The 25,952-nt window shown below is 48.1% G+C and carries 20 protein-coding genes and 1 pseudogene; 12 read left to right on the top strand and 9 right to left on the bottom strand.

Annotated elements, in window-relative coordinates; genetic code table 11:
• Positions 1 to 257: 257 nt before the first annotated feature.
• The 3 genes from CZ225_RS10510 to CZ225_RS10500 all read right to left on the bottom strand — a co-directional run bounded on the left by CZ225_RS10510 (position 258) and on the right by CZ225_RS10500 (position 2,609).
• The gene (locus CZ225_RS10510) at positions 258 to 1,823 is read right to left on the bottom strand and encodes a relaxase/mobilization nuclease domain-containing protein (protein WP_005836482.1); all 1,566 of its coding nucleotides are present in this window, start codon (positions 1,821 to 1,823) and stop codon (positions 258 to 260) included.
• Between the two features lie 118 nt (positions 1,824 to 1,941).
• Positions 1,942 to 2,328 (bottom strand): plasmid mobilization protein, encoded by a 387-nt coding sequence (locus CZ225_RS10505; protein WP_005836480.1) that lies wholly within the window; start codon positions 2,326 to 2,328, stop codon positions 1,942 to 1,944.
• Positions 2,325 to 2,609 carry a hypothetical protein gene (locus CZ225_RS10500; RefSeq protein WP_129585790.1) on the bottom strand — a complete coding sequence of 95 codons (285 nt, stop codon included), beginning with the start codon at positions 2,607 to 2,609 and terminating at the stop codon, positions 2,325 to 2,327. The genes CZ225_RS10505 and CZ225_RS10500 overlap by 4 nt, the downstream gene beginning before the upstream one ends.
• A 592-nt stretch (positions 2,610 to 3,201) precedes the next feature.
• Here CZ225_RS10500 and CZ225_RS10495 point away from each other — a divergent pair.
• The gene (locus CZ225_RS10495; RefSeq protein ID WP_005836478.1) at positions 3,202 to 3,414 is read left to right on the top strand and encodes a hypothetical protein; all 213 of its coding nucleotides are present in this window, start codon (positions 3,202 to 3,204) and stop codon (positions 3,412 to 3,414) included.
• Between the two features lie 92 nt (positions 3,415 to 3,506).
• Here CZ225_RS10495 and CZ225_RS10490 read toward each other — a convergent pair whose 3' ends face one another.
• Both CZ225_RS10490 and ppdK read right to left on the bottom strand, forming a co-directional pair.
• On the bottom strand, positions 3,507 to 5,003 hold the full coding sequence (locus tag CZ225_RS10490; protein ID WP_077154046.1) for a tyrosine-type recombinase/integrase: 1,497 nt from the start codon (positions 5,001 to 5,003) through the stop codon (positions 3,507 to 3,509).
• Between the two features lie 202 nt (positions 5,004 to 5,205).
• Positions 5,206 to 7,929: a pyruvate, phosphate dikinase gene (gene ppdK / locus CZ225_RS10485; protein ID WP_077154045.1), complete on the bottom strand. Its 2,724-nt coding sequence runs from the start codon at positions 7,927 to 7,929 to the stop codon at positions 5,206 to 5,208.
• A gap of 248 nt (positions 7,930 to 8,177) precedes the next feature.
• Between ppdK and rlmD the strand changes: the two genes are divergently transcribed.
• Together rlmD and CZ225_RS10475 are read left to right on the top strand one after the other, a co-directional pair.
• On the top strand, positions 8,178 to 9,548 hold the full coding sequence (rlmD, locus tag CZ225_RS10480; RefSeq protein WP_262483223.1) for a 23S rRNA (uracil(1939)-C(5))-methyltransferase RlmD: 1,371 nt from the start codon (positions 8,178 to 8,180) through the stop codon (positions 9,546 to 9,548).
• Between the two features lie 33 nt (positions 9,549 to 9,581).
• Positions 9,582 to 10,502, top strand: coding sequence for an RluA family pseudouridine synthase (locus tag CZ225_RS10475; protein ID WP_077154044.1), 921 nt, complete (start codon positions 9,582 to 9,584; stop codon positions 10,500 to 10,502).
• Between the two features lie 96 nt (positions 10,503 to 10,598).
• On the opposite strand, the gene CZ225_RS10470 is transcribed toward CZ225_RS10475, so the two are convergent.
• Positions 10,599 to 11,000, bottom strand: coding sequence for a hypothetical protein (locus tag CZ225_RS10470; protein ID WP_077154043.1), 402 nt, complete (start codon positions 10,998 to 11,000; stop codon positions 10,599 to 10,601).
• Between the two features lie 359 nt (positions 11,001 to 11,359).
• Here CZ225_RS10470 and CZ225_RS10465 point away from each other — a divergent pair, with 359 nt between their 5' ends.
• Entirely contained in the window at positions 11,360 to 12,595 is a 1,236-nt protein-coding gene (locus CZ225_RS10465) for a site-specific integrase (protein ID WP_007366539.1), read from the top strand.
• Between the two features lie 13 nt (positions 12,596 to 12,608).
• Positions 12,609 to 12,971 (top strand): virulence RhuM family protein, encoded by a 363-nt coding sequence (locus tag CZ225_RS10460; RefSeq protein WP_007366538.1) that lies wholly within the window; start codon positions 12,609 to 12,611, stop codon positions 12,969 to 12,971.
• Between the two features lie 91 nt (positions 12,972 to 13,062).
• On the opposite strand, the gene CZ225_RS10455 is transcribed toward CZ225_RS10460, so the two are convergent.
• Positions 13,063 to 13,368 carry a helix-turn-helix domain-containing protein gene (locus tag CZ225_RS10455; RefSeq protein ID WP_014224629.1) on the bottom strand — a complete coding sequence of 102 codons (306 nt, stop codon included), beginning with the start codon at positions 13,366 to 13,368 and terminating at the stop codon, positions 13,063 to 13,065.
• 39 nt (positions 13,369 to 13,407) lie between these two features.
• Positions 13,408 to 13,701, bottom strand: a complete 294-nt coding sequence (locus tag CZ225_RS10450) for a helix-turn-helix domain-containing protein (RefSeq protein ID WP_007366536.1) — start codon at positions 13,699 to 13,701, stop codon at positions 13,408 to 13,410.
• A gap of 250 nt (positions 13,702 to 13,951) precedes the next feature.
• On the opposite strand from CZ225_RS10450, the gene CZ225_RS10440 reads away from it, so the two are divergent.
• From CZ225_RS10440 to CZ225_RS10415, 6 genes are all read left to right on the top strand, one after another.
• A complete protein-coding gene (locus CZ225_RS10440) occupies positions 13,952 to 14,344 on the top strand; it encodes a helix-turn-helix domain-containing protein (RefSeq protein WP_014224631.1) in 393 nt (130 codons plus the stop codon).
• A gap of 3 nt (positions 14,345 to 14,347) precedes the next feature.
• A complete protein-coding gene (locus tag CZ225_RS10435; RefSeq protein WP_007366534.1) occupies positions 14,348 to 14,698 on the top strand; it encodes a helix-turn-helix domain-containing protein in 351 nt (116 codons plus the stop codon).
• A gap of 19 nt (positions 14,699 to 14,717) precedes the next feature.
• The gene (locus CZ225_RS10430) at positions 14,718 to 16,295 is read left to right on the top strand and encodes a DUF3945 domain-containing protein (protein ID WP_007366533.1); all 1,578 of its coding nucleotides are present in this window, start codon (positions 14,718 to 14,720) and stop codon (positions 16,293 to 16,295) included.
• Between the two features lie 59 nt (positions 16,296 to 16,354).
• Positions 16,355 to 18,445, top strand: coding sequence for a type IA DNA topoisomerase (locus CZ225_RS10425; protein WP_007366532.1), 2,091 nt, complete (start codon positions 16,355 to 16,357; stop codon positions 18,443 to 18,445).
• 238 nt (positions 18,446 to 18,683) lie between these two features.
• A complete protein-coding gene (locus tag CZ225_RS10420; protein WP_007366531.1) occupies positions 18,684 to 19,136 on the top strand; it encodes a DUF1896 domain-containing protein in 453 nt (150 codons plus the stop codon).
• On the top strand, positions 19,126 to 24,990 hold the full coding sequence (locus CZ225_RS10415; RefSeq protein ID WP_007366530.1) for an N-6 DNA methylase: 5,865 nt from the start codon (positions 19,126 to 19,128) through the stop codon (positions 24,988 to 24,990). The genes CZ225_RS10420 and CZ225_RS10415 overlap by 11 nt, the downstream gene beginning before the upstream one ends.
• A gap of 187 nt (positions 24,991 to 25,177) precedes the next feature.
• Here CZ225_RS10415 and CZ225_RS10410 read toward each other — a convergent pair.
• Positions 25,178 to 25,456 (bottom strand): annotated as a pseudogene (locus CZ225_RS10410) (DUF418 domain-containing protein); the annotation flags it as partial.
• Between the two features lie 117 nt (positions 25,457 to 25,573).
• On the opposite strand from CZ225_RS10410, the gene CZ225_RS10405 reads away from it, so the two are divergent.
• Positions 25,574 to 25,951, top strand: coding sequence for a nuclear transport factor 2 family protein (locus CZ225_RS10405; RefSeq protein WP_007366528.1), 378 nt, complete (start codon positions 25,574 to 25,576; stop codon positions 25,949 to 25,951).
• Position 25,952 lies beyond the last annotated feature (1 nt).

Here is a 25,952-nt window from a genome sequence, read left to right as displayed (position 1 = left end):
ACTAATCAAATTTTTATGTATGAAACAGCCGTGCAAATTGTTGAAACGTAGTAAGTCAAATTAAGACAACTGTTAATATACGCTTTTTATGCACAGACGATATGCAATATTCGTGAAATTTTTGGATAAAAGCAAAAAGTAGCACGTAATTTAATCAGAGTTATAAGATATAAATATACAATGAATAGTAATTACAATAAACTGTATCATACTCAGATAATAATGAGTGATGAAAATTAATAACGGCATAATTAAAATCATCTTCTTATTGAATTGCCATCATCAACATCATCATAACTACCTTTCTGTCCAACTTCCCACTCACGTTTCTCGCTATGGCTGCCACCACCTGCATCACGCAGCTTGCCCTTGCCTGAGAAACGTGAAGTAGGCTTTGTTTGTTGCTGGTATTTTTGCCGTTCAATTTGCTTCACAAACTGTTTTCTTGGCCGGTCAAGATTGAAGTTTTCTTCAGTAAGATTTATAATGATGTGTTGCTTGAAATTGATGGCGTAAGTTACATCTTCATCCTGACGGACAATAAAGCCCTCTTCATGAAGTTGGCTTCTGACCGAGGTTACAGTATCATCATTGAATATCTCACGCAAACGGTTTACAGCATCAATATGATAGTGTGTTCTTTCCGGAGATATATCCACTAAATCAGTGCGGGATACTTTGAAGATTTTGCAGAGCAGATCACGTTCAGCTTCATTAGCCGGACTGAACAGTTCAACCATGGCTATACGGTTGTTACGGTCGATAGCTTCTGCCATAAAAGGTTTCAACGGACGGCTTTGGTCATCAAAGTAGATAATGCCTTTCTTGATATAGGCACGCTGCTTCCTGATTTTACTGTATATTTCCCCCTGGGTAATTTTCGGATTAAGTGTCAGTAATCGGTCAATATAGTCCTCAATCCGGTTGAATCGTTCTTCAGGAGTAGAGAAGTCCAGGAGTTCCTCTACAGCCAGTACTCTTGCACCATGAATGACTGTCTTGTTTGCATGATCAACGAGCATATATCCGTATGGTGTATCCTTCTTGCCGAAGAACACAATGTCAATACCGAACTTCGTTTTCAATTCCTTCTGCAGTTCCTCCTTGTTGGAACTTACATCACGGTACTTCTTTAATATGCTTCTTAGCTGACGGCAACGTGTCCTTTCCCTATAACCGCTCTTGAAAAGACTTTCTATTTCAGAAAAAGAGATTTCCTTCTGAACCTTTCCACCATGCTTGACGAATACATTCTCATCTTTCTGATAGACCTCATATCCCATGGAAACCATTATTGCCTTGAACTGGGCAAATGAAGAGAACGTGTATAGCTTGGCCAAATTAATGTCATCTTCCGTTTTCTTCTTCCTGTCGTTACCAAGAATACGGTCTATTACCTCCTGGGAACGTCTGCGTTCATGGCTATGCTGAATCTTTCTTCCATTAGGTGCCACTCTCGAAGTGATGATATGAAGATGGGTATTCTCCGTGTCATAATGAGAATAAACAAGCAACGGCTGACCGGATTCTCCGTATCCCATTTCTTTGAGATACTGGTGTGCAAAATCCAGCAACTCATCTTCCGACATTTCGTGTCCCTTGCATGATATGGCCACATGAAACTGTGGTTTTCTGATTCTGCTGTTCTGTGAACTGTACTTCTGGAGATAACCGACCAGTTCACTCGGGGTAGGTTTGTGAAATGTTCCGAGTGAACCGAAATTCTGAATCTCGATAAGCCGTGCAACACCTTTCGAGACTTTATGTTCATTGTAACCAACAGCATGGAAGTTCGTACTTCCCGGTAATATGGTTGCTATCATATTGAATCTTTATTTATCAAGGTTTAAGTGACTGAGTAACCGAAATACTTCAAGCTCATTAATCCATGGTTATACTATAATAATATCTGAAATGATTGAATACCGTGTAGTCTGCAATTCAGATTTTAACAGCTTTCTGTGTCAGAGAATCAAGGTCTTTCTTTATTCGGTTCAATGTTTCCTGAGTTTCAAGAATAACCGGTAACAGAACTTCCTGAATATAGCTGGGTGCGAGTAATCCGGCTACCGCAAGCTCATTGGCACGTTTAACTGACTGATTAAGGTTTCCTCCAGCCCAGGAAAGTTCATTTTGATATTTCCGGTAAAACAGACCGAGGTCATTCATCAGTTCGAGCTGCCTTTTGATACCAATATTAGAATACTCTGCCAGTGCCGAGCGTATATAATGGCTCACAGATGAATAGGAGGCTGATTTCTCCTTAAACTGTTTTACTTCCTCCGGTGTCATTCTTACCTTGATGTACTTGGTTCTCTGATTCTTCATACTTGGATACATTGGTGGTTAGGTTTCCCAGACCATCTTTCGCCATGCGAAACAGCGGCCAGCCGCTCCGATGCACCTGCATTCGGCAAGTTACTTTTGTGAGTACGAAACGGAGTTTTGTGGCCACAAAAGTACAACTTGCTTGGAAAACTCTGCACGGCAGAAAGATACCTTCCGGGAATAATTATTACATCCAAATTTACCGGAGAAAGCCGTTGCAAACCGAAATCAACAACACAATTCTTTGGAGGCATATTCCGGCTTACCATGTGCTGTAGCATCCGGTTGTTTTGGAATATCCATGTAGCGGAATATTGTTGTATATAGTCCTAAAACTTATCAAACCAATTTTCGTGTATTCAGAAACAGATGCTATAAGTATTATTCAATCTTAGAACCATAAAAATTGCAGTAATAAGAAATAATGTTTCGATATATATGGTTGGATAAACCAAAGTTTCAAAAACACACAAGATGTAGTTATATGGAATAGATGGCTATTGTTCTCATAAAACCTATATCCAATATAATATGTAGTCCTGATACCATGATAGTATGGTAAAAGTATCCTGATTATCTAAGTTATTGGAATCCCAATAAAAGGGAAAATAAAATCTTGTTGCTGATTCAGCTGATGAAATGGCTATCGGGAAATCTTATTTTATCTGAACTGTATTGCAGAAACATTCAGGTAGAATAATCATGTAATCAGAGTTTGGAGATACCTCGTTATCATGGTGATATAACACAGATAATCAGTAGAAAATCTACTCGAATAATAAGAAAATAGTGTTGCGTAAATTTCTGTATCTCATTGATTTTTAGTATATTTATATAATTAATAAGCTCTTATACTCATAAATATTACACATTATGTTTGAACTGCTGTTGATTATATATCTGCTGCCGGTACTTATTATCGGTATGCTGTTCCTGAAGCTGGTGTTCTGGCTTTTGAGGATTGCCATACGTCTTGCAGTCTGGTTGGTCAAGAAAACTTTCATTCTTATATGGAAGCTTATCGTACTTGTCTTTGCCATACTTATAGGCCGTGAAGTATTGCCCTGGAATCAACCGGACAAATAGAAAGGAACCGCACCAATATGATAAATGGTACGGTTCTGATAAAGATAAGTAGAATCCTCCCTTTGTGTTAATGGCTTGTTCAGTTTTGCCGATTACATGAAACCTTTTCCCTTGCTTCTTTCATATACAACTTCCTTCTTGGAATCACAATTCATAAGACGGAACTGAACCATACATCCGGTAGGGATATCCTTAGGTAACTGTTCAACCAGTCTGTCGATAACCTGGTCCACATTACTGAAACCAATATCTGTTATTTCACCGATTACGTCACCTTTGAAATATGCACGGCCATAGATCATCATCTTCTTTGTGATGCGGAACATCTTGTCTGCCGGTGTCTCGAAGTCACGTGCCTTGCCTTGCTTGCTCTTCTTGCTGCTGAAGAAAATGAAGTCAATCACTTTTGCATTGAGTTCCCAGGCTGGAGTGAAATCTATCTTGACATAGCCTCTTGTTATATTCAGTCCATGGCTGTGATTCATGCCGAAAGCAACTTCATACAGATTGGCATCACAGTCATTTTGGGCAATTGTAGCCCATGTATGACGGAAAGTGTAATAACAGTAGTAATCCTCCTTCTTCATTCCCATATCGGCACATATCTTTCTGATTCCAATATTAACGTTGGCATTGAAACTGTCCGGGTTACTGTAACGCTTATGGAATTTGAAAAGATATTCATCATTCTCGTCTGAAAGATATTTGTCAAATGTGGCCTGAATGAACGGTTCCACGCGCATTTCAATATAGGCTTCGTCTTTCCGGCTGTGCTTTGTCTTAGCTCTTTTATATCCGATAATACCATCCTTGTAGTTTTCTTTTTTAAGCTCAAATATATCTACAGTGTTTATTCCACCCAGACACAAGGATAGGAGTGCCACGTCTCTGCCCAGTTCCGGAAGAGATGAAATCATCTTGGTTTCCGGTAGGGGACGATTAAAGAACTCCCTGCATGCTTCTGCACTGATAGCTCTTTGGACCGTACTGTCAGATTTTGGAATGGAAACCTTTAACCAAGGATTGTATTTGATTCGTACAACACCACGCTCTTCATCATTAAGTTCGATAAGTGCTCTTTTGAATATCTGTCTTAAACAGGTTGGGTACATTTCTTTCGCCCTGTTCGTCAACGAAAGACTATTAATCCATCTTGTCAAAACAGAAGATGACAAGTGGGTAAACATCACTCTGGTTGTTCCCAAATATCTTTCGAGGTGGTTTACAGCCAGACGATAGTTCTTAGCATTACGTTCATGTCCTTCAGAGGCCATACGGTTAATGAACTTTGTTGCATAGTCACTAAAACATATTTCTTCATCTGAATGGATAAGAAATGCAATTAGTTCAGCAACAGAATAATTTGAGACATCCTTACGATTTATCATATCGCTATAGCGTAGGATTTCTCGTGAACAATACTCATTGACCACAATATCCTTGATTTCGCCATTCTTGGTGATTTGCTTGTCCGTAATGAGTTTATCGGTTTTAATATAACCCATTCTTGAACGGTGGACAACACGAATGTACACTGGATAAAATCCGTCAGCTCTCTTTTTTCTTACGACTACTTTAAATGTTGCCATATCAGATTGATTTATAAGTTATTAAATGGTGTATGCGTTGGTGTATGCGCCACTGTACAAAAGTGTATGCGTGGTGTATGCAAGTACCGTTTATTTGGCTCATTTTTTGCGGACAAATGTACGAACCGCCTAAAAACAACTTAGGCTGTAACGCCTGATAAACAGTTCGTTACAGCCTAAATCAAATATTATCCTATATTGCTTATGCTTCCTCAATAGCAGCCTGAGCCGCCGCCAAACGTGCGATAGGCACACGGAATGGAGAACAACTAACATAATTAAGACCCACCCTATGACAGAACTTCACAGAAGAAGGTTCACCTCCATGCTCGCCACAAATACCACACTTCAAATCCGGACGAATAGCACGACCTTTTTCAGTAGCCATACGTACCAATTGACCTACACCTTTCTGGTCGAGTACTTGGAATGGATCTACCTTCAAAATCTTCTTTTCCAGATATACCGGAAGGAAAGAAGCTATATCATCACGAGAATAACCGAATGTCATCTGTGTCAAGTCATTAGTACCAAATGAGAAGAATTCAGCAGAAGACGCAATACGGTCTGCAGTTAATGCAGCACGCGGGATTTCGATCATTGTACCTATCTTAAAGTCAATTCTATCTCCCACTTCTGCAAACAGTTTCTCTGCTTCTGAACGAATTACTTTTTCTTGTTCCTGGAATTCATACACGATACCTGTTAATGGAACCATAATTTCAGGATGAGTTTCTATTCCTTCTTTCTTCAATTCCAGAGCAGCACCTAAAATAGCACGTGTCTGCATTTGAGTAATTTCAGGATAGGTATTTCCTAAACGGCAACCACGATGTCCTAACATTGGGTTATGTTCACACAACGATTCTACACGTTGTTGAATATATTGCAGACTTACTCCCATTGTATCCGCCATTTCCTGCTGACCTTTCAAATCATGAGGAACAAACTCATGCAAAGGAGGATCAAGCAAACGTACAGTTACCGGGCAACCAGCCATAGCTTTAAAGATCCCTTTAAAGTCAGCTTGCTGATAAGGAAGAATCTTAGCCAATGCCTTACGACGTCCCTCAGCATTTTCTGACAAGATCATCTCACGCATAGCTTTAATCTTTTCACCTTCAAAGAACATATGCTCTGTACGGCAAAGCCCAATACCTACTGCACCAAAGTTACGAGCTACTTCCGCATCATGAGGAGTATCTGCATTAGTGCGAACTTGTAAACGAGTATATTTATCTGCCAATTTCATCAAATCAGCAAAGTCACCGGAAAGTTCAGCTGCTTTTGTCTCAACCTTACCTTGATAAACTACACCTGTACTACCGTTCAAAGATATATAATCACCTTCTTTCAGAAGAACGCCATCAATTTCTACAGTACGTGCTTTATAATCAATATTCAATGCACCTGCACCTGAGACACAACATTTACCCATACCGCGAGCAACTACAGCAGCATGAGAAGTCATACCACCACGTGCAGTAAGGATACCTTCGGCAACAGCCATACCAGCTAAGTCTTCCGGAGATGTCTCAATACGAACCATCACAACACGTTTACCTGCAGCATGCCATTCAGCAGCATCTTCAGCAAAAAATACAATTTGTCCTGTAGCAGCACCTGGAGAAGCAGGAAGACCGCGAGTAAGAACTTTCGCTTTTTTCAATGCTTCTTTATCAAATACCGGATGCAGCAATTCATCCAATTTATTAGGTTCACAACGCATCAAAGCAGTCTTTTCATCAATCATACCTTGACGGAGCAGATCCATAGCAATCTTCACCATAGCAGCTCCCGTACGTTTACCATTACGAGTCTGGAGGAACCAGAGTTTCCCTTCTTGTACAGTAAACTCCATATCCTGCATATCCTTGTAGTGATTTTCCAATTTTGTTTGAAGCGCATCCAGCTCTTTGTAGATTTCCGGCATAGCCTCTTCCATAGAAGGATAATTAGCTGCACGATCTTCCTCACTCACACCAGCCAATTTAGCCCAGCGTTGAGAACCGATCTTGGTAATTTGTTGTGGAGTACGGATACCGGCAACAACGTCTTCGCCCTGTGCATTAATCAGGTATTCACCATTGAACAAATCTTCACCTGTTGCAGCATCCCGAGAGAAACATACACCAGTAGCTGAAGTATCACCCATATTACCGAATACCATTGCCTGAACGCTAACAGCAGTTCCCCATTCGTCAGGAATTCCTTCCATTTTACGATAAAGAATAGCACGTTCGTTCATCCATGAATTGAACACCGCGCAAATAGCTCCCCAAAGTTGCTCATAAGCACAAGTCGGGAAATCCCTTCCAGTCTGATCCTTAACAGCAGCCTTAAAGCGTTTTACCAACTCTTTCAAGTCTTCTACTTCCAGTTCATTATCCAGCTTCACACCTTTTTTATGTTTCACGTCTTCGATAATTGCCTCGAATGGATCTACATCTTCTTTATTGACGGGTTTCATACCCAATACTACATCACCGTACATTTGAACAAAACGGCGATAAGAGTCCCATGCAAAACGGGCATTGCCAGTCTTACGTGTCAGACCTTCCACTACCTCGTCATTCAAACCCAAGTTCAGGATAGTATCCATCATGCCTGGCATAGAAGCACGTGCACCGGAACGTACAGAAACCAATAAAGGATTTTCTACGTCACCGAACTTTGATTTCATCAATGTTTCTATATTGGCGATTGCTTTTTCTACTTCAGCTTTCAGAAGAGATACAACTTTATCTTTTCCTAATTCATAATATTCTATGCAAACCTCTGTAGTAATTGTAAATCCCGGAGGTACGGGAACACCGATAAGATTCATTTCGGCAAGATTGGCGCCTTTTCCACCCAATAGATTTCTCATGTCAGCCTTTCCTTCTGCCTGACCATTACCAAAGGTATAAACTCTTTTTTTATCCATAATATTGTGATTAAAGTTACATTATGACTTTTTTCTGTTCGCAAATCTAAGTATATTTCGCAAACCAGAAAACTTTTTAAGAAAAAAACTTTCTATCAAAATGTAATTTCGACATTACAATCTGGAATATTTTCACTGACACGGAAATTTTCCAAAAAAAATACCTACTTTTGCGTCATAATTATTAGACTGGTGTAAAAGTGGCAAGAAAGAAAAAAGAACTTCCCCTTTTGGAGAAGGTAACAATCATGGATGTGGCTGCCGAAGGAAAAGCCATTGCAAAAGTAAATGATCTGGTTATTTTTGTTCCGTATGTAGTTCCGGGTGACGTTGTAGACCTACAAATTAAGCGTAAAAAGAACAAATATGCCGAAGCTGAGGTAGTGAAGATTCATGAATACTCACCCAACCGTGCCGTTCCTTTCTGCCAGCACTATGGCGTATGCGGTGGTTGCAAATGGCAAGTACTCCCCTATTCGGAACAAATCAAATATAAGCAAAAACAGGTAGAAGATAATCTGAAACGTATTGGTAAAATCGAATTACCAGAGATTTTACCAATCTTAGGCTCTGAAAAAACAGAGTTTTACCGGAATAAACTAGAGTTCACATTTTCTAACAAACGCTGGCTGACTGCCGAAGAGATTCGTTTGGAGGTGAAGTATGACCAGATGAATGCAGTAGGTTTTCATATCCCGGGAGCCTTCGACAAAGTATTGGCTATAGAGAAATGCTGGCTCCAAGATGATATATCCAATCGTATACGTAATGCGGTACGCGACTATGCTTACAAACACGATTATTCGTTCATCAATTTGCGTTCGCAAGAAGGTATGTTGCGAAATATGATTGTCCGAACTTCTTCTATTGGAGAATTAATGGTGATTATGATCTGTAAAATTACGGAGGACCGCGAAATGGAGTTATTCAAACAATTACTTCAATTCGTTGCCGATTCTTTTCCTGAAATTACTTCGCTCCTATACATTATTAATAATAAGTGCAACGATACGATCAATGATCTTGATGTGCATGTATTCAAAGGAAAAGATCATATCTTCGAAGAGATGGAAGGTTTGCGTTTTAAAGTTGGTCCGAAATCATTCTATCAGACGAATTCAGAACAAGCTTATAATTTATATAAAATAGCACGAAACTTTGCCGGATTAACAGGAAATGAACTTGTGTATGACCTTTATACCGGAACAGGAACCATTGCTAATTTTGTATCTCGCCAGGCACGACAAGTCATTGGCATTGAATATGTACCGGAAGCGATTGAAGACGCTAAGGTTAATGCCGAAATCAATAACATCAAAAATACTTTATTCTATGCCGGTGACATGAAAGATATGCTGACGCAGGATTTCATCAACCAACATGGGCGACCTGATGTAATCATAACTGACCCTCCTCGTGCCGGTATGCACCAAGATGTAATTGATGTCATCTTATTTGCCGAAGCGAAACGAATAGTATACGTAAGCTGTAATCCGGCTACTCAAGCACGCGATCTGCAATTACTTGACGGTAAATATAAGGTAAAAGCTGTACAACCGGTAGACATGTTCCCACATACTCATCATGTGGAAAATGTAGTATTGCTGGAAATTAGATAATTCATTGAATCGTTCTTAAAAGAAAATATAGAAATGGAAAAAAGACCGAGAAGAACTCCTGCTGAAAAAGCACGTGCCCAATATACAAACTATTCAGTGAAAGAGCCTGCGGAACTCATGGAATTTCTGGCTGCTAAAATGCCTGATGCAAGTCGGACAAAGTTGAAATCATTGTTGAGCAAACGGGTTGTGCTAGTGGATAATGTTATTACCACGCAATTTAATTTTCCTCTGCAACCTGGGATGAAGGTACAAATCAGCAAGGAGAAAGGTAAGAAAGAATTCAATAATAAACTGCTGAAGATTGTATATGAAGATGCATATATCATCGTTGTAGAAAAGATGCATGGATTACTTTCCGTAAATACAGAACGTCAGAAGGAAAGGACAGCCTATACGATCTTAAATGAATATGTACAACGCTCAGGACGTCAATTCCGAGTATATATCGTTCATCGTCTGGATAGAGATACTTCAGGGTTAATGATGTTTGCAAAAGATGAAAAGACACAACGAACGTTACGTGATAATTGGCACGACATCGTAACAGACCGCAGGTATGTTGCTGTAGTAGAAGGTGAGATGGAAAAGAATTATGATACGGTAGTCTCTTGGCTAACAGACAGAACAATATATGTAAGTTCCAGCCCGTTTGATGACGGAGGTTCCAAATCAATCACTCATTATAGGACAATCAAACGTGCCAATGGATATTCTTTACTGGAACTTGATCTGGAAACTGGTCGCAAAAACCAAATCCGCGTTCATATGCAGGATTTAGGTCATCCCATTATTGGTGATGGTAGATACGGGGGCGAAGATTCTCCTAATCCGATAGGACGATTAGCTCTCCATGCTTTCAAACTTTGTTTCTACCATCCGGTTACAGGAGATTTAATGGAGTTCGAAACTCCATATCCGTCAGACTTTAAAAAGTTGTTTCTGAAAAGATAATTCTGAAGATAAAAGGAAAAACAAAAAAGCTATCCGCTGAATATATTTCTCACATATATTCAGCGGATAGCTTTTTGGGGAATAAAAATATTTTCATCAATCTGCCATCTCCAAAGTAACCGTTCCCTGATCTATATTATTAGAATACAATCGCCCTGTGAGATATCTGCCATTTACATATACAGCTTCTAAAACTAACAAAGGATACCTATTTCCATAGTCCAGATACAAATCTCCATGATCAATCCACCAACGTACATTCAAGACAGCAGCTATCTGATTCCAATCATAAAACCACTGTTCATCTTCTCCAAAACCATCACTCCTAAAAGTTATACCACTTTCTACAGGCTCACCATCTACATAAAATCCCAAATCACCAACCCACGTGCGACCTACAATATGATCAAATATCGTATCATCATCCTCACATGAAGTAAAGCCAACGAGTAATGTTAGCATCATCAAGATACCTGCATATTTCTTCACTGTTTCCATATTATTCTAGTTTATTGCGTTTATAGTTTACAAAGTTACTACAAAAAAGTGAAATGCGGAAAGATATAGTGATAGAATTGAGTTACAAGGGTTTCAGTTGTGCTTCCGATTATTCGTGAAGCCATCGCAATCACCCCTAAAGCCAAATCAGGACGCCGCTACGTTACTTGTCCGTAACCATGCCCGAAAAGGCGACAAACGGACACGGATAACGAAACAAGGCGTTAAGGATTAGTGAGTTATTGACAACCCACGCAACAAATCCGGTTACGGAAAAAGATTGCGCCGTTCCTCCCCGTTTTGCGTACCGGCGACGGACTCTTCACCGACTAATTTTGAACCTAAAAAAATTAAGGACGATGAAGAGTACATTTTCAGTAATCTACTACCTCAAACGTCAGGTAGTGAAAAAGGACGGGACAGTACCCGTCATGGGACGCATCACGGTGGACGGCAGCCAGACGCAGTTCAGTTGCAAACTGACCGTCGATCCCAAGCTGTGGGACACCAAAGGGGGACGTGTCACGGGCAGAAGCACGGCGGCACTCGAAACGAACCGCATGCTCGACAAGATGCGTGTGCGCATCAACAGACATTATCAGGAAATCATGGAGCGTGACAATTTCGTCACGGCGGAGAAGGTCAAGAACGCCTTTCTCGGACTGGAACACCGCTACCACACGCTGATGCAGGTGTTCCGCCAGCACAACGAGGACTACGAGAAACAGGTGGAGGCTGGCATGAAAGCCAAAGGCACGCTCCTGAAGTACAAGACCGTTTACAAGCACCTGCAAGAATTCCTCACCATCCGCTACCGCGTGAAGGACATCGCGCTGAAAGAGCTTACGCCCGCTTTCATCTCCGACTTCGAGATGTTCCTACGCACGGACAAGCACTGCTGCACCAATACCGTGTGGCTGTATGTCTGCCCCTTGCGGACGATGGTGTTCATCGCCATCAACAACGAGTGGCTCACACGCGACCCGTTCCGGGAGTATGAAATCAAGAAGGAGGAAACGACACGCAGTTTCCTGACGAAAGAGGAAATCCGGCTGCTGATGGAGGGCAGGCTGAAAAACGCCAAGCAGGAGCTTTACCGCGACCTCTACCTGTTCTGCGCCTTCACGGGCTTGTCGTTCGCCGACATGCGCAACCTGACGGAAGAGAACATCCATACCTACTTCGACGAACACGAGTGGATAAACATCAACCGCCAGAAGACGGGCGTGGTGTCCAATATCCGCCTGCTCGACATCGCAAAGCGCATCATCGACAAATACCGGGGTCTGTGCGGGAACGGCAGGATTTTCCCCGTTCCCCACTACAACACGTGCCTTGCCGGAATCCGTTCCGTCGCCAAGCGTTGCGGTATCACCAAGCATATCACGTGGCATCAGAGCCGCCACACGGCAGCCACGACGGTGTTCCTCTCCAACGGCGTACCCATCGAAACGGTGAGTTCCATGCTGGGACACAAGAGCATAAAGACGACGCAGATATACGCGAAAATCACCAAAGAGAAGCTCAACCAAGACATGGAGAACCTTGCCGCAAGGTTGAACGGCATCGAGGAATTTTCATGTTGCACCATCTAAAAACAGAGAAGCCATGACACGAGGAACCATCATCATAGAGGACAACACGGTCAGCGTAACCGGTAACGAGATATGGATGACCGCCACAGAAATCGCCGGACTGTTCCACACGGGCGTCCCGGCTGTGAACGCCGCCATCAGAGCCGTCCGCAAGCCGGACGTGCTGAACGACTACGAGGTGTGCCGCTACATGCGGCTTGAAAACGGGCTGCACGCGGATGTTTACTCGCTTGAAATCATCATCCCCGTTGCCTTCCGGCTGAACACCTACCATGCACACGTGTTCCGCACGTGGCTGGTAGAGAAAGCACTCTCGAAGGAAAAGCGGCAGGCATACGTGATGTTCATACAGAACGGAAAAGCCGGGTATTGCTGAAAACGCAGAAGACATATAATAATAAGAATAAAAAGGAAACGGACAGCCCCGTGAAGGAGTTGCCCGTTTCCTTTTTTTTCATGCAGCCGCCTTATTCCATCGGCTTGCGGTAGTTCGCCTCCAGCAGCTCACGCAACCCCGATTCGGGGTAAAGCACCTTCCCTCCCAAAAGGATAAAGGGCAGCACCCTGTTGTTGCGGTACTCCTGCAAGGTGCGGCGGCTGACACGGAGCAGTTCCGCCACCTCCCTGTCCGTCAGGTAACGTTCCCCGTCCAACGGCGGGCGGTAACTTTCCAGAAAGGCGGAGAGCCATTTCGAGCCTTTGCGCATGTTCTGCACGACGGAGGCAAGCGGCTCGTCCTCCATTGTAAACACTTCATTGTTCTCGTTCATCATCATTTCGGATTCAGTGGGTTGTGAATAATAAAAATCAAATCATTTCCCGCAGGGATAGAGCGTGCCGACAAGCGGAATGAGCTTTTTGACCTCCTCCGGCTTGTAATAGAACCTGCGGTTAATCTGCGAGTAGCCGATAAGCCGCCTGTCACGCAAGGTCTGCAACGTGCGCGGGCTGATCCTCAACTGCCCGCAGACCTCCTCGCCCGTGAGCCACCTTTCCATCCGCCCGCCGTCGCTCCTGCGCCTCAGGGCGGCTACCTTCTCCGCGAGGGCGTTGAAGGACGCCACCATCATCTCGAAGGTCTTTTTCTCGATAGATACTATTTCCATAAGCAAAACATTTCAGAGTTTGCCGCAAAGGTAACGAAGCCGCCTTGAACACGTGCCGTTTCCCACTAAAAGGCAGCTTGTTGCGTCGTCTGTCCGGGTTACGGAGCCATTATCCGTAAAAATCTTACGTGAGCCACGTAGTGAGCTGTTAAAGCCCCTTTGGTTTATTGCCGAATTTTGTCGCAGAAACATAGCGCAAGCCGAGCGCAGCACGTCAAGCTCGCTTGAACGGTATGCCGAGGCGCAGCCTATGTTCATGCAAATAAACCAAAAGAAAGGACTGAATATGAAAGTGATAACGATGGAAAGTTCCGCCTTCACCGCATTGACGGAACAGATAGCCGAGATAGCGGCACACGTGCGTGCCGTTTCCGGCGGTAGGAAGGAAGAATCCCCCGACAGGCTGCTCACCACCCGCGAGGCGGCGCACCTGCTGAACGTGAGTTGCCGCACCCTCCAGCGCATGCGCAGCGAACAGCGCATCGCCTATGTCGTGCTGCGCGGCAAGTGCCGCTACCGGCAGTCTGAAATAGACCGCCTGCTCGAAGACAGCACCGTCACGGGCGAAGCCGCGACACCGGAACAGCTGAAACGCAACCACACGCTGCGCACGGGCGGCAGACCCAAAGGAAGGAGGACGTAGGACATGGAACTGCTTACCCGCAACAATTTCGAGAACTGGATGCAGAAGGTGATGGAACGGCTCGACCGTCAGGACGAGATGCTGCTCTCCATGCAGCCGTCCGGCAAAGCCCCGAACCCGATGAACGGGATCAGGCTTTTCGACAACCAAGACCTGTGCATGCTGCTCCAAATCAGCAAGCGCACCCTGCAACGCTACCGCAGCATCGGCGCGCTGCCTTACAAGACGCTCGGCAAAAAGACCTATTACAGCGAGGCGGACGTGCTGACGTTCCTCTCCGAACATGTAAAGGACTTCCGCAAGGAAGATATAGCCTTCTACAAGGCCCGTATCCATAATTTCTTTCAAAAATAACCATTAAAACATTTTTCAGATGGCAAAGAAAAAAGACGAAAAGGACGTGCTGGTTGTCCGTGACGAGAAGACGGGCGAAATCAGCGTGGTAGCCGGGCTGAACGCCGACGGCTCCCCCAAGCGCATCCCCGCGAAAGCGGAGAACGCGCAGAGTTTCCTGCAATTCGACCGGCACGGCGACGTGCTGGACAACTTCTTCAAGAACTTCTTCCGGCAGTGCAAGGAACCCAGCCGCTTCGGTTTCTACCGTGTCGCGGCGGACCAAGCCGACAAGCTGCTGGAGGTTATCAAGGACTTGCTGAAAGACCCCGACGGCAACAAGGAACTGCTTGCGCCCCACAAGGTGGACACCTCCGGCTACGAAAAGAAAGTACAGGAGGAGCAGTCCGCCGAAAAGCAGGAACAACCGGAACAGAAACAAGATGACGAACCTAAAAAACAGGAAGAGATGGAACAGAAAAACGAACAGAATCAGGAAAGCCCGCAGCAGACGCAGGGCAACCGGGGCTACCAGCCCATCGACGAGAGCAAGATCAACTGGCAGGAGTTGGAGGAGAAATGGGGCGTGAAGCGCGACGACCTTGAAAAGTCGGGCGACCTTAACAGAATGCTCAACTACGGCAAGTCCGACTTGGTGAGGGTGTCGCCCAATTTCGGCGGAGAGGCTTTCGAGCTGGACGCCCGCCTCTCCTTCAAGAAGGACGGCGAGGGCAATGTCAGCCTTGTGCCGCACTTCATCCGCAAGGAGCAGAAGCTCGACGAGTACAAGGAACACAAGTTCTCCGACGACGACCGGAAGAACCTGCGCGAAACAGGCAACCTCGGCAGGGTCGTGGACCTCGTGGACAGGGAAACGGGCGAGATCATCCCCTCGTTCGTCAGTATTGACCGCAAGACGAACGAAATCACGGATGTCCCGACGAACAAGGTGCGCATACCGGAACGCATCGGCAAGACGGAAATCACCAAGCAGGAGCAGGACATGCTGCGTGCCGGGCTGCCCGTGCGCGACAAGCTCATCGAGCGCAAGGACGGCAGGAAGTTCGTCACCACCCTGCAAGTGAACGTGGAGCAGCGCGGCGTGGAGTTCGTGCCGGGAACCGGCAGGTCGCCCCGTACCGCCCGGACGCAGGAAACGAAGAACACCCCCGCACAGGGACAGGCGCAGGGTACGGAGAATGCCGGAGGCACGAACAAGGAGCAACGCCGCAACACGTGGACGAACGCCGACGGCAGCATCCGCCCCATCAGCAAATGGAGCGGCGTGGACTTCACCGAACAGCAGAAAGCCGACTACGTGGCTGGCAAAGCCGTGAAATTAGAGAACGTGACCGACAAGCAGGGCTTCCACGCCACGATGTACATCAAGTTCAACCCGGAGAAGGGACGCCCGTACCGCTACGACACCAACCCCGACAACGCGCAGAAGGTCGCCCCTTCCAACGAGAGCCGCACGCAGGTGGCGGTGAACAGCGAGGGCAAGACCAACGAGGCTACCAAGAACCTGAAAGAGCCGTTGCGGAAGGGACAGACCGCCCCGAAGGACACCGCACAGCAACAGCAGCAGAAAAGAAACAACAAGGGCATGAAGATGTAATCCCGTGTCCGCCACTAAATCCGAAGTAACATTTGTAAAATTCAAAACGACAGAAGAATATGAAGACAATCATTGCAGAAAAGCCGTCTGTGGCACGTGAGATCGCCCGTATCGTGGGCGCGACAAAGAGAGAGGAAGGATATTTCGAGGGAGGCGGCTACGCCGTGACTTGGGCGTTCGGACACCTTGTGCAGCTTGCCATGCCCGACGGCTACGGCATACGCGGTTTCGTCCGTGACAATCTGCCCGTCATTCCCGACACCTTCACGCTCGTCCCCCGTCAGGTAAAGACGGAGAAGGGCTACAAGCCCGACAGCGGCGTGGTGGCGCAGATCAAGACCGTTGCCCGGCTATTCAAGGAAAGCGAACAGATCATCGTGGCGACCGATGCAGGGCGCGAGGGTGAGCTTATCTTCCGCTACCTCTACCATTATACCGGATGCACCACCCCGTTCGTCCGCCTCTGGATAAGCTCGCTTACCGACAAGGCTATCCGCGAGGGACTGCGCAACCTCGAAGCGGGCGGCAAATACGACAACCTCTATCTTGCCGCCAAAGCGCGGAGCGAATCAGACTGGCTCGTGGGCATCAACGGCACGCAGGCACTCTCCATCGCCGCCGGACACGGCACGTACTCCATCGGGCGGGTGCAGACACCCACGTTGGCGATGGTGTGCGCACGCTATTGGGAGAACCGCCGCTTCACGCCCGAAGCCTTCTGGCAGCTCCATATCGCAACGGACGGCTGCGATGAAGGAACGGTGAAGTTTTCCTCTTCCGAAAAGTGGAAAGAGAAAGAGCCTGCGACGGAACTATATAATAAGGTGAAGTCGGCAGGCACAGCCACCGTCACGAAAGCCGAACGCAAGGAGAAGACGGAGGAAACACCGCTGCTGTACGACCTGACGACGCTCCAGAAGGAAGCCAACGCCAAGCACGGCTTCACGGCGGAACAGACGCTTGAAATCGCGCAGAAGCTTTACGAGAAGAAGCTCATCACCTATCCGCGAACCGGAAGCCGCTACATACCCGAAGACGTGTTCGCCGAAATCCCCAAGCTGCTCGCCTTCATCGGGGCTTTGCCCGAATGGAAAGGCAAGGTGCAGCCGAAATGCGTCCCGACACGCAGAAGCGTGGACGGCGGCAAGGTGACGGACCACCACGCCCTGCTCGTCACGGGCGAGAAGCCACTATTCCTCTCCAAAGAGGACAGCACCGTCTATCAGATGGTTGCCGGACGCATGATCGAGGCTTTCTCCGAAAAATGCGTCAAGGACACCGCCACCGTCACGGCGGAGTGTGCCGGAGTGGAGTTCACGGTGAAAGGCAGCGTCATCAGGCAAGCCGGATGGCGTGCCGTCTATAGCGTGGAGGACAAGGAAGAAACCTCCATCCCCGATTGGCGGGAAGGCGACACGCTGACGCTGAAAGGCTGCTCCATCACGGAGGGAAAGACCAAACCCAAGCCGCTGCATACAGAAGCGACACTGTTGTCGGCAATGGAAACGGCGGGCAAGGACATAGAGGACGATGCACTCCGTCAGGCGTTGAAGGACTGCGGCATCGGCACGCCCGCCACCCGTGCGGCGATTATCGAAACGCTCTTCAAGCGCGGCTACATGGAACGCTGCAAGAAATCGCTTGTGCCGACTGAAAAAGGGCTTGCCCTCTATTCGGTCGTGAAGACGATGCGCATCGCCGACGTAACCATGACGGGCGAATGGGAGAAGAATCTGGCACGCATCGAGCGCGGGGAAATGCCCGCCGAAACCTTCCGCAGGGAGATAGAGGCGTACACACGCGAAATCACCTCCGAACTGCTCTCGTGCGACAAACTGTTCGCCCGCAGGGATTCCGGCTGCAAGTGTCCCAAGTGCGGGACGGGCAGCATGCAGTTCTACGGCAAGGTGGTACGCTGCGACAACGCGGAGTGCGGGCTGCCCGTGTTCCGCCTGAAAGCGAACCGCACCCTTTCCGATGACGAGATCAAAGACCTGCTCACCGACGGGCATACGAAGCTGCTCAAAGGCTTCAAGAGCAAGCAGGGCAAGAGCTTCGACGCCATAGTCGCCTTTGACGGGGACTATAACACGACTTTCGTGTTCCCCGAAAGGAACACGAGCAGGAAATTTTCAGGACGGAAGAAATAGTATTAACTTTTGAGAAAGTAGGCTGCACCTCAACAATAGAAATAAACGGGTTTATTTCGTATTGTCTTCGATTTGCACTACCTTTGCCACTTGTTCAGAGTAATGAATTGTTCTTCGATACCGGATTACACTCATACTTTGGATTTAGTGGTGGCACTCGGAGGGATACCGAGTGCCTTTTCTTTCTCCTTTTCAGACGACTATCCCCGTCATTATCAATCCACTAAATTCCAAAGTAATGAACAACAAGAAGAAAAACGAGGGTCAGACCGACTTTTCCTATTACGGTCTGTACCTGCTGGACTACCTCCGCACGAACAGGTTTGAACAGGCTTCCGACGATGCCTTCATCCGGGAGCGTGCCGACCGTGCCGCCGAAACGTATGAGCGTGCGCGGCTCGAAGGCTATCCGCCCGAAGGGGCGCAGGAGTTGGCGATGGACACGCTCCTGCGGGGGCTTCGCTATTCCAAGTACGCCATCCTCCGCGAAGTCGTGGAAAACGAGTTTGCCGACGAAGTGCCGGGAAAGAAACGCGAAGCCTTCATCCGAAAGTTGCTGCCGCCGGTCGGCAACGTATTCTCCGCCTATGACCTTTCGGACGACAATTTCGCCCTGTCGCCCGAATACGACCTGCTCTACACGGAGCTGACGGGAGCCGCCGTCCTTTATATCGGGGAATATGGCGTTTAACCGCAAACAACGGCTGCGGGACAACATCGAGGCGATACGGACGGCATTCATCCTTGACAGGGAACGGAGGACGGCAACCGCCGAGGAACAAGCCATACTTCGGAAGTATTGCGGTTTCGGCGGGTTGAAGTGCATACTGAATCCTGCAAAGGAACTGACGGATGCCGTGCATTGGGCGAAATCGGACCTCGAACTGTTTACCCCTACGGTAGAACTGCACAGGCTGGTGCGTGAAAACAGCAAGGACGATACGGAGTACAAGCGGTACGTGGATGCCATGAAGCAGTCCGTGCTGACCGCTTTCTACACCCCGCCGGAGATAACCGGCACGATTGCGGAGGCTCTGCATGAACACGGCATACGTCCCGACCGTGTGCTGGAGCCGTCGGCGGGCGTGGGCGCATTCGTGGATGCCGTGCTGGAAAACAAGCCGGACGCGGACATCATGGCTTTCGAGAAAGACCTGATGACGGGCAAGATATTGGGACACCTGCATCCCGACCAAAAGGTAAGGGTGCAGGGATTCGAGAAGATAGAGAAGCCCTTCACGGACTATTTCGACCTTGCCATCTCGAACATCCCGTTCGGCGACGTGGCTGTGTTCGACCCGGAATTTACAGGAAGCCAAGACCCGGCAAGGCGTTCCGCACCGAAGGCAATACACAACTACTTCTTCCTGAAAAGCCTTGACGCGGTGCGTGAGGGCGGCATCGTGGCGTTCATCACCTCTCAAGGGGTACTGGACGCACCGTCCAACGCGCCCATACGCGAGTATATGATGCGTAATGCCAATCTGGTGGGAGTCGCACGCCTGCCGAACAACCTCTTCACGGACAACGCGGGTACGGAAGTGGGCAGCGACCTGATTATCCTGCAAAAGAACAGCGGCAAGAAACGGGAGCTGTACGATTATGAAGAGTTGTTCGTGCAGACGGAAAAGACACCGATAGGCAGTTTCCAGAACGGGTATGTCGGCAGCATCGGCATGATTCCCCACTCGGATCTGATAAGCGGCACAGACCCTTACGGGAAACCAGCCTATAAAGTCATGCACCGGGACGGCATCGGGCAAATGGCGGAGGATTTGCGGGAACATATGGATATTGAGCTGTATAAGTTGGACAAAAAGCTGTATGAAATGCACAGCCTGCATCCGGCACAGGGGAAAAGCACGGTAACAGAAACCATTTCCACACCGGTTGTCACTCCTGAGATACAGCCACGTCATGAAATGGCAGCGAAGCCCGAAGCGGCAACACCGCAGCCGGAGGAAGAAAAGTCGGAGATAGAGCCGCGCCGCCCCGATTATTCGGAGGGCGTGCAGCTCTCCCTGCTCGACCTCTGGGGCATGACCGAGGAAGTACGCAAGCAGGAAGCCCCCGCCAAGAAGAAAAAGACGGCGAAAAAGGAAAGCCCGGCAAGGCGTATGCCTCCCAAACCGCAGGCGCAGGTTACGCCGAAGGTTACGACTGCACCGCCACAGCCGTCTGTTGCACCACTGACGGAGAAGAGGGACAGCCATGAAACAAAGCCGGTGAGTTTCGCAGCCAAAGGCGATCTGGATGATATTTACGCCTCTTTGGATTGGGACACCAATCCGCCCATCAACGGTTTCTATGAAATGATGATGGACCTCACGCCGGAGCGACGCAAGGAACTTCGCAGGCTGGCGGCACAGCATCAGGAGAAGCAACGGGTGGACGGGACGGCGGTGAAAGCCGCTCCCGCCATTGACATGCCGGAAAAGGAAGCGACAAAACGCCCCGAAGCACAGACGGAAGTCGCAACCGTTCCCGTTACGGACAATAACGCAAGTGAGACAACAACTTCCCTTTTCCCTGAATTTGAAACGGAAAAGCCGAAGGAGGAACCTCTCGACCTTTCTCCCCGTCCGTTCAACGGTATGCTGGAGCCGCACTACCGTGACGGCTCTATGGTACTGGATGCTTCACGCAATCTCGGTTATTTGAAGGGCCTCACGCCTTACGGCGCGACATTCCAACCGCTTGACCTGACCGGCTACCAGAAGGAGAAAGCGATGTTGTATGTGTCACTCCGTGACGCATACGAGCGGCTTTACCGCTACGAGGCGGAGTATCACGATGAAGGGTCTGCGCAACGCGGAGCGTTGAACACCTGCTACGATGAGTTTGTCATGCGCTACGGCAACCTCAATGCCAAGCATAACGTGAAACTGTTGATGATGGATGTCGCCGGACGCGACATCCTTTCGCTGGAACGGGCGGAGGACGGCAGGTTCGTCAAGGCGGACATTTTCGAGCGTCCCGTTTCCTTCTCTGTGGAGAGCCATGCCAACGTAAGCTCTCCCGAAGAGGCACTCTCCGCGTCGCTCAACAAGTTCGGCACGGTCAATCTCGACTATATGCGGGAGATAACCGACAGCACGGAGGAGGGATTGCTTGACGCCCTCAAAGGACGCATCTTCTACAACCCGCTCGTAACCGGTTACGAGATAAAGGACAGGTTCATCGCCGGGAATGTGATAGAAAAGGCGGAGCGCATCGAGGCATGGATGGGCGACAACCCCGAAAACGGACGTATGCCGGAAGTGAAGCAGGCGTTGGAGGCTCTGAAAGAAGCCGAGCCGCCGCGCATCGCCTTTGAGGACCTCGACTTCAATTTCGGGGAACGCTGGATTCCGACGGGCGTGTATGCCGCCTATATGAGCCATCTTTTCGACACGGACGTGAAAATCGCCTACTCCGCAAGCATGGATGAGTTTTCGGTGGCGTGCGGCTGCCGCACCATGAAAATCACGGACGAGTTTTTAGTGAAGGGCTATTACCGGAACTATGACGGCATGCACCTGTTGAAACACGCCCTGCACAACACCTGCCCGGACATGATGAAATCCATCGGTAAGGACGAGCATGGCAATGACATCAAGGTGCGTGACAGCGAGGGCATACAGCTCGCCAACGCCAAGATTGATGAAATCCGCAACGGGTTCTCGGAATGGCTGGAAGAGCAGTCGCCGCAGTTCAAGGAACGGCTGACGACGATGTACAACCGCAAGTTCAACTGTTTCGTGCGCCCAAAGTATGACGGCTCTCACCAGACATTTCCCGACCTCAACCTCAAAGGGCTGGCAAGCCGGGGTATCAAGAGCGTCTATCCGTCACAGATGGATTGCGTCTGGATGCTCAAACAGAATGGCGGTGGCATTTGTGACCACGAGGTGGGAACCGGTAAAACGCTGATAATGTGTATTGCAGCGCATGAGATGAAGCGCCTGAACTTGGCGCACAAACCGATGATTATCGGGCTGAAAGCCAATGTCGCGGAGATTGCCGCCACCTATCAGGCGGCATATCCCAACGCGCGGATTCTCTATGCCTCGGAGAAGGACTTCTCGACCGCCAACCGCGTGCGTTTCTTCAACAACATCAAGAACAACGACTACGATTGCGTCATCATGTCGCACGACCAGTTCGGCAAGATTCCGCAGTCGCCGGAGTTGCAGCAGCGCATCCTGCAAGCGGAGCTTGACACGGTGGAGGAAAATCTCGAAGTCCTGCGGCAACAGGGCAAGAACGTGTCGAGGGCGATGCTGAAAGGGCTGGAAAAGCGCAAGCACAACCTTGAAGCGAAGTTGGAGAAGGTGGAACATGCCATCCAATCGCGCACGGATGATGTGGTGGACTTCAAGCAGATGGGCATCGACCATATCTTCATTGACGAGAGCCATCAATTCAAGAACCTGACTTTCAACACGCGGCACGACCGTGTGGCGGGATTGGGAAACTCGGAAGGAAGCCAGAAAGCCCTGAACATGCTCTTTGCCATACGTACCATACAGGAACGCACGGGCAAGGACTTGGGGGCTACGTTCCTGTCCGGTACGACCATCAGCAACTCGCTGACGGAGCTGTACCTGCTCTTCAAGTACCTTCGCCCTAAGGAACTGGAACGGCAGGATATTCGTTGCTTTGACGCTTGGGCGGCTATCTTTGCCAAGAAGACGACCGACTTCGAGTTCAACGTGACGAACAACGTGGTGCAGAAGGAGCGTTTCCGCTACTTCATCAAAGTGCCGGAGCTTGCCGCCTTCTACAACGAGATAACCGACTACCGCACGGCGGAGGACGTGGGCGTGGACCGTCCGCACAAGAACGAGATACTGCACCACATACCGCCGACGCCGGAGCAGGAGGACTTCATCCAAAAGCTGATGCAGTTCGCCAAGACGGGTGACGCCACGCTGCTGGGCAGACCACCCCTGTCGGAAACGGAGGAGAAGGCGAAGATGCTTATCGCCACCGACTACGCCCGCAAGATGGCTCTCGATATGCGCATGATAGACCCGCATTACGAAGACCACCCCGACAACAAGGCTTCGCACTGCGCCAAGACGATTGCGGAGTATTACCACAGGTATGACGCGCAGAAAGGCACGCAGTTCGTGTTCTCGGATCTGGGAACGTACCAGCCGGGCGACGGGTGGAACGTGTACAGCGAGATAAAGCGGAAACTGACGGAGGACTACGGCATCCCGGCAGGCGAGGTGCGCTTCATTCAGGAGTGCAAGACCGACAAGGCACGCAAGGGGGTGATAGACGCCATGAACGCCGGAACGGTGCGCGTGCTGTTCGGCTCCACCTCCATGCTCGGAACGGGTGTGAACGCGCAGAAACGGTGTGTCGCAATCCATCATTTGGATACGCCGTGGCGTCCGTCCGACCTACAACAGCGTGACGGACGGGGAGTCAGGGCAGGCAACGAGATTGCCAAGCATTTTGCCGGGAACAACGTGGATGTCATCATCTACGCTGTGGAAAAGTCGCTGGACAGCTACAAGTTCAACCTGCTGCACTGCAAGCAGACATTCATCTCGCAGCTCAAAAGCGGGGCGATGGGCGCGCGTACCATCGACGAGGGGGCTATGGACGAGAAATCGGGCATGAACTTCTCGGAGTACATGGCGTTGCTCTCCGGCAATACCGACCTTTTGGACAAGGCGAAACTGGAAAAGCGTATCGCCTCGCTCGAAGGGGAACGCAAGTCGTTCAACAAGGGCAAGCGCGATTCGGAGTTCAAGCTGGAAGCCAAGACGGGGGAACTGCGCAACAATACGGCGGTAATCGAAGCCATGACGGAAGATTGGAACCGCTTTCTTTCCGTTGTCAAGACCGATAAGGAGGGCAATCGCCAGAATGCTGTCAAGGTGGACGGTGTGGATTCTACCGATGAAAAGGTTATCGGAAAGCGTTTGCAGGAAATCGCCAAGAACGCCACGACGGGCGGTTTGTACAAGCCTGTCGGGGAACTTTACGGTTTTCCGATAAAGGTGGTCAGCGAGAGAATACTCAAAGAGGGGCTGGAGTTTACCGACAACCGTTTCGTGGTGGAGGGAAACTACAAGTACACTTACAATAACGGGCATCTGGCGATGGCTGATCCGGTAGCCGCCGCACGTAATTTCCTGAACGCATTGGAGAGGATTCCGTCCATCATCGACCAGTATAAGGGAAAGAACGAGGTGCTGGAAAAGGAAGTCCCACAGTTGCAGGAGATAGCAAGTAAGGTATGGAAAAAGGAGGACGAACTGAAACAGTTGAAGTCCGAACTTGCCGCGCTTGACCGCAAAATACAGTTAGAGCTTGCGCCGCCTACACCCGATGTCGCCGAAAAGGAGAACGACGGACAGGAGGTCAAGCCTGTTTCGGAAGGTGTACGGAGCATATCGCCACAACAAACCGATGATGCACCACCGATACGCAGCCCGATGGATAAACGAAGTCCGTCTGGCAATTTCATTGCCAATCATATCATTATCGGGCGTCCGGGTTTTCAGTTTAAGGATGAAAACCGATCGAAAGGGATAAAAATTTAAAATTATGAATTTTATATAAAATATTAATAGGGGCTATCCAAAAGGTCTAAAAGTAAATCTTATCCCCTCTGCAAGTATCTGTAGAAGAGTGATTGTAAGGATTTCTTTCTTTTTGGGCAGCCTCTATTAAATTTATTTATTCTTTCTTGATTTATGTTTATAAACATTATACCAAAAAATATTCCAACTAACCTTGTTTATGTTTTGTCAGCCACCATTTGCACAACCATATTTGACTCCCAAAGAGAGTGAATTCGATAAGATAACTTGCTGCATACCCACAATAAGGGGCTAAATAGAATACGAATGGGAAATAGATAACAGTACCGACAACAGATTGCGTTATGTAGTTGGTTAAACTCATTTTACCATAAAGCTGTAATGTGGAAACCGCTTTTTTGACACGTTCCTTATGACACAATAATATGAACGAGAATATTTCTACAGAATCATCAGTAAAACAGAAAAAAATACTAATTTTGTTTTTGATGATCATTTCAAAAGGAATTAGAAAAATATCTAATTCTAACTTATAGAGGAAAAAGCAACAATTAAATATTAAAGAATAAAAGATACGAAAAATATGACGCCAAAAGAGATACTACAAGAATGGATTGACTGCTTCAACGCCGCCGATGCAGTCGCTTTGGCAAACTTATACGCTCAGGATGCCATAAACCATCAAGTCGCAAACACCCCGGTTATAGGAAAAACAGCTATCCATAAAATGTTTGTAAATGAATTTGCAACCTCAAAAATGGTTTGTATTGTTGAGCATATATTCGAGGATGGAGAATGGGCTATCATGGAATGGAAAGATCCGCTCGGGTTGCGAGGATGCGGATTCTTCCATGTGCAAAACGATAAAATCGTTTTCCAAAGAGGTTATTGGGATAAGCTCAGCTTTCTCAAACAGCACGGTTTAACCGTAGAGAATAGTGATAAAAATCCAAACACATAAC

This window comes from Bacteroides bouchesdurhonensis, from assembly GCF_900155865.1.
Taxonomy (GTDB): Bacteria; Bacteroidota; Bacteroidia; order Bacteroidales; family Bacteroidaceae; genus Bacteroides; species Bacteroides bouchesdurhonensis.
This window is presented reverse-complemented; position numbering and strand designations above follow the sequence as displayed.

Bases quoted from the DNA above. Each gene is read 5' to 3' on its own strand.
- CZ225_RS10420 (WP_007366531.1), top strand. From the start codon at position 18,684: ATGAACAACAAGAAGAAAAACGAGGGTCAGACCGACTTTTCCTATTAC.
- CZ225_RS10450 (WP_007366536.1), bottom strand. From the start codon at position 13,701: ATGGAAATAGTATCTATCGAGAAAAAGACCTTCGAGATGATGGTGGCG.
- rlmD (WP_262483223.1), top strand. From the start codon at position 8,178: ATGGATGTGGCTGCCGAAGGAAAAGCCATTGCAAAAGTAAATGATCTG.
- CZ225_RS10460 (WP_007366538.1), top strand. From the start codon at position 12,609: ATGACACGAGGAACCATCATCATAGAGGACAACACGGTCAGCGTAACC.
- CZ225_RS10405 (WP_007366528.1), top strand. From the start codon at position 25,574: ATGACGCCAAAAGAGATACTACAAGAATGGATTGACTGCTTCAACGCC.
- CZ225_RS10430 (WP_007366533.1), top strand. From the start codon at position 14,718: ATGGCAAAGAAAAAAGACGAAAAGGACGTGCTGGTTGTCCGTGACGAG.
- CZ225_RS10465 (WP_007366539.1), top strand. From the start codon at position 11,360: ATGAAGAGTACATTTTCAGTAATCTACTACCTCAAACGTCAGGTAGTG.
- CZ225_RS10475 (WP_077154044.1), top strand. From the start codon at position 9,582: ATGGAAAAAAGACCGAGAAGAACTCCTGCTGAAAAAGCACGTGCCCAA.
- CZ225_RS10455 (WP_014224629.1), bottom strand. From the start codon at position 13,368: ATGATGAACGAGAACAATGAAGTGTTTACAATGGAGGACGAGCCGCTT.
- CZ225_RS10470 (WP_077154043.1), bottom strand. From the start codon at position 11,000: ATGGAAACAGTGAAGAAATATGCAGGTATCTTGATGATGCTAACATTA.
- CZ225_RS10500 (WP_129585790.1), bottom strand. From the start codon at position 2,609: ATGCTACAGCACATGGTAAGCCGGAATATGCCTCCAAAGAATTGTGTT.
- CZ225_RS10495 (WP_005836478.1), top strand. From the start codon at position 3,202: ATGTTTGAACTGCTGTTGATTATATATCTGCTGCCGGTACTTATTATC.
- ppdK (WP_077154045.1), bottom strand. From the start codon at position 7,929: ATGGATAAAAAAAGAGTTTATACCTTTGGTAATGGTCAGGCAGAAGGA.
- CZ225_RS10510 (WP_005836482.1), bottom strand. From the start codon at position 1,823: ATGATAGCAACCATATTACCGGGAAGTACGAACTTCCATGCTGTTGGT.
- CZ225_RS10490 (WP_077154046.1), bottom strand. From the start codon at position 5,003: ATGGCAACATTTAAAGTAGTCGTAAGAAAAAAGAGAGCTGACGGATTT.
- CZ225_RS10415 (WP_007366530.1), top strand. From the start codon at position 19,126: ATGGCGTTTAACCGCAAACAACGGCTGCGGGACAACATCGAGGCGATA.
- CZ225_RS10440 (WP_014224631.1), top strand. From the start codon at position 13,952: ATGTTCATGCAAATAAACCAAAAGAAAGGACTGAATATGAAAGTGATA.
- CZ225_RS10435 (WP_007366534.1), top strand. From the start codon at position 14,348: ATGGAACTGCTTACCCGCAACAATTTCGAGAACTGGATGCAGAAGGTG.
- CZ225_RS10425 (WP_007366532.1), top strand. From the start codon at position 16,355: ATGAAGACAATCATTGCAGAAAAGCCGTCTGTGGCACGTGAGATCGCC.
- CZ225_RS10505 (WP_005836480.1), bottom strand. From the start codon at position 2,328: ATGAAGAATCAGAGAACCAAGTACATCAAGGTAAGAATGACACCGGAG.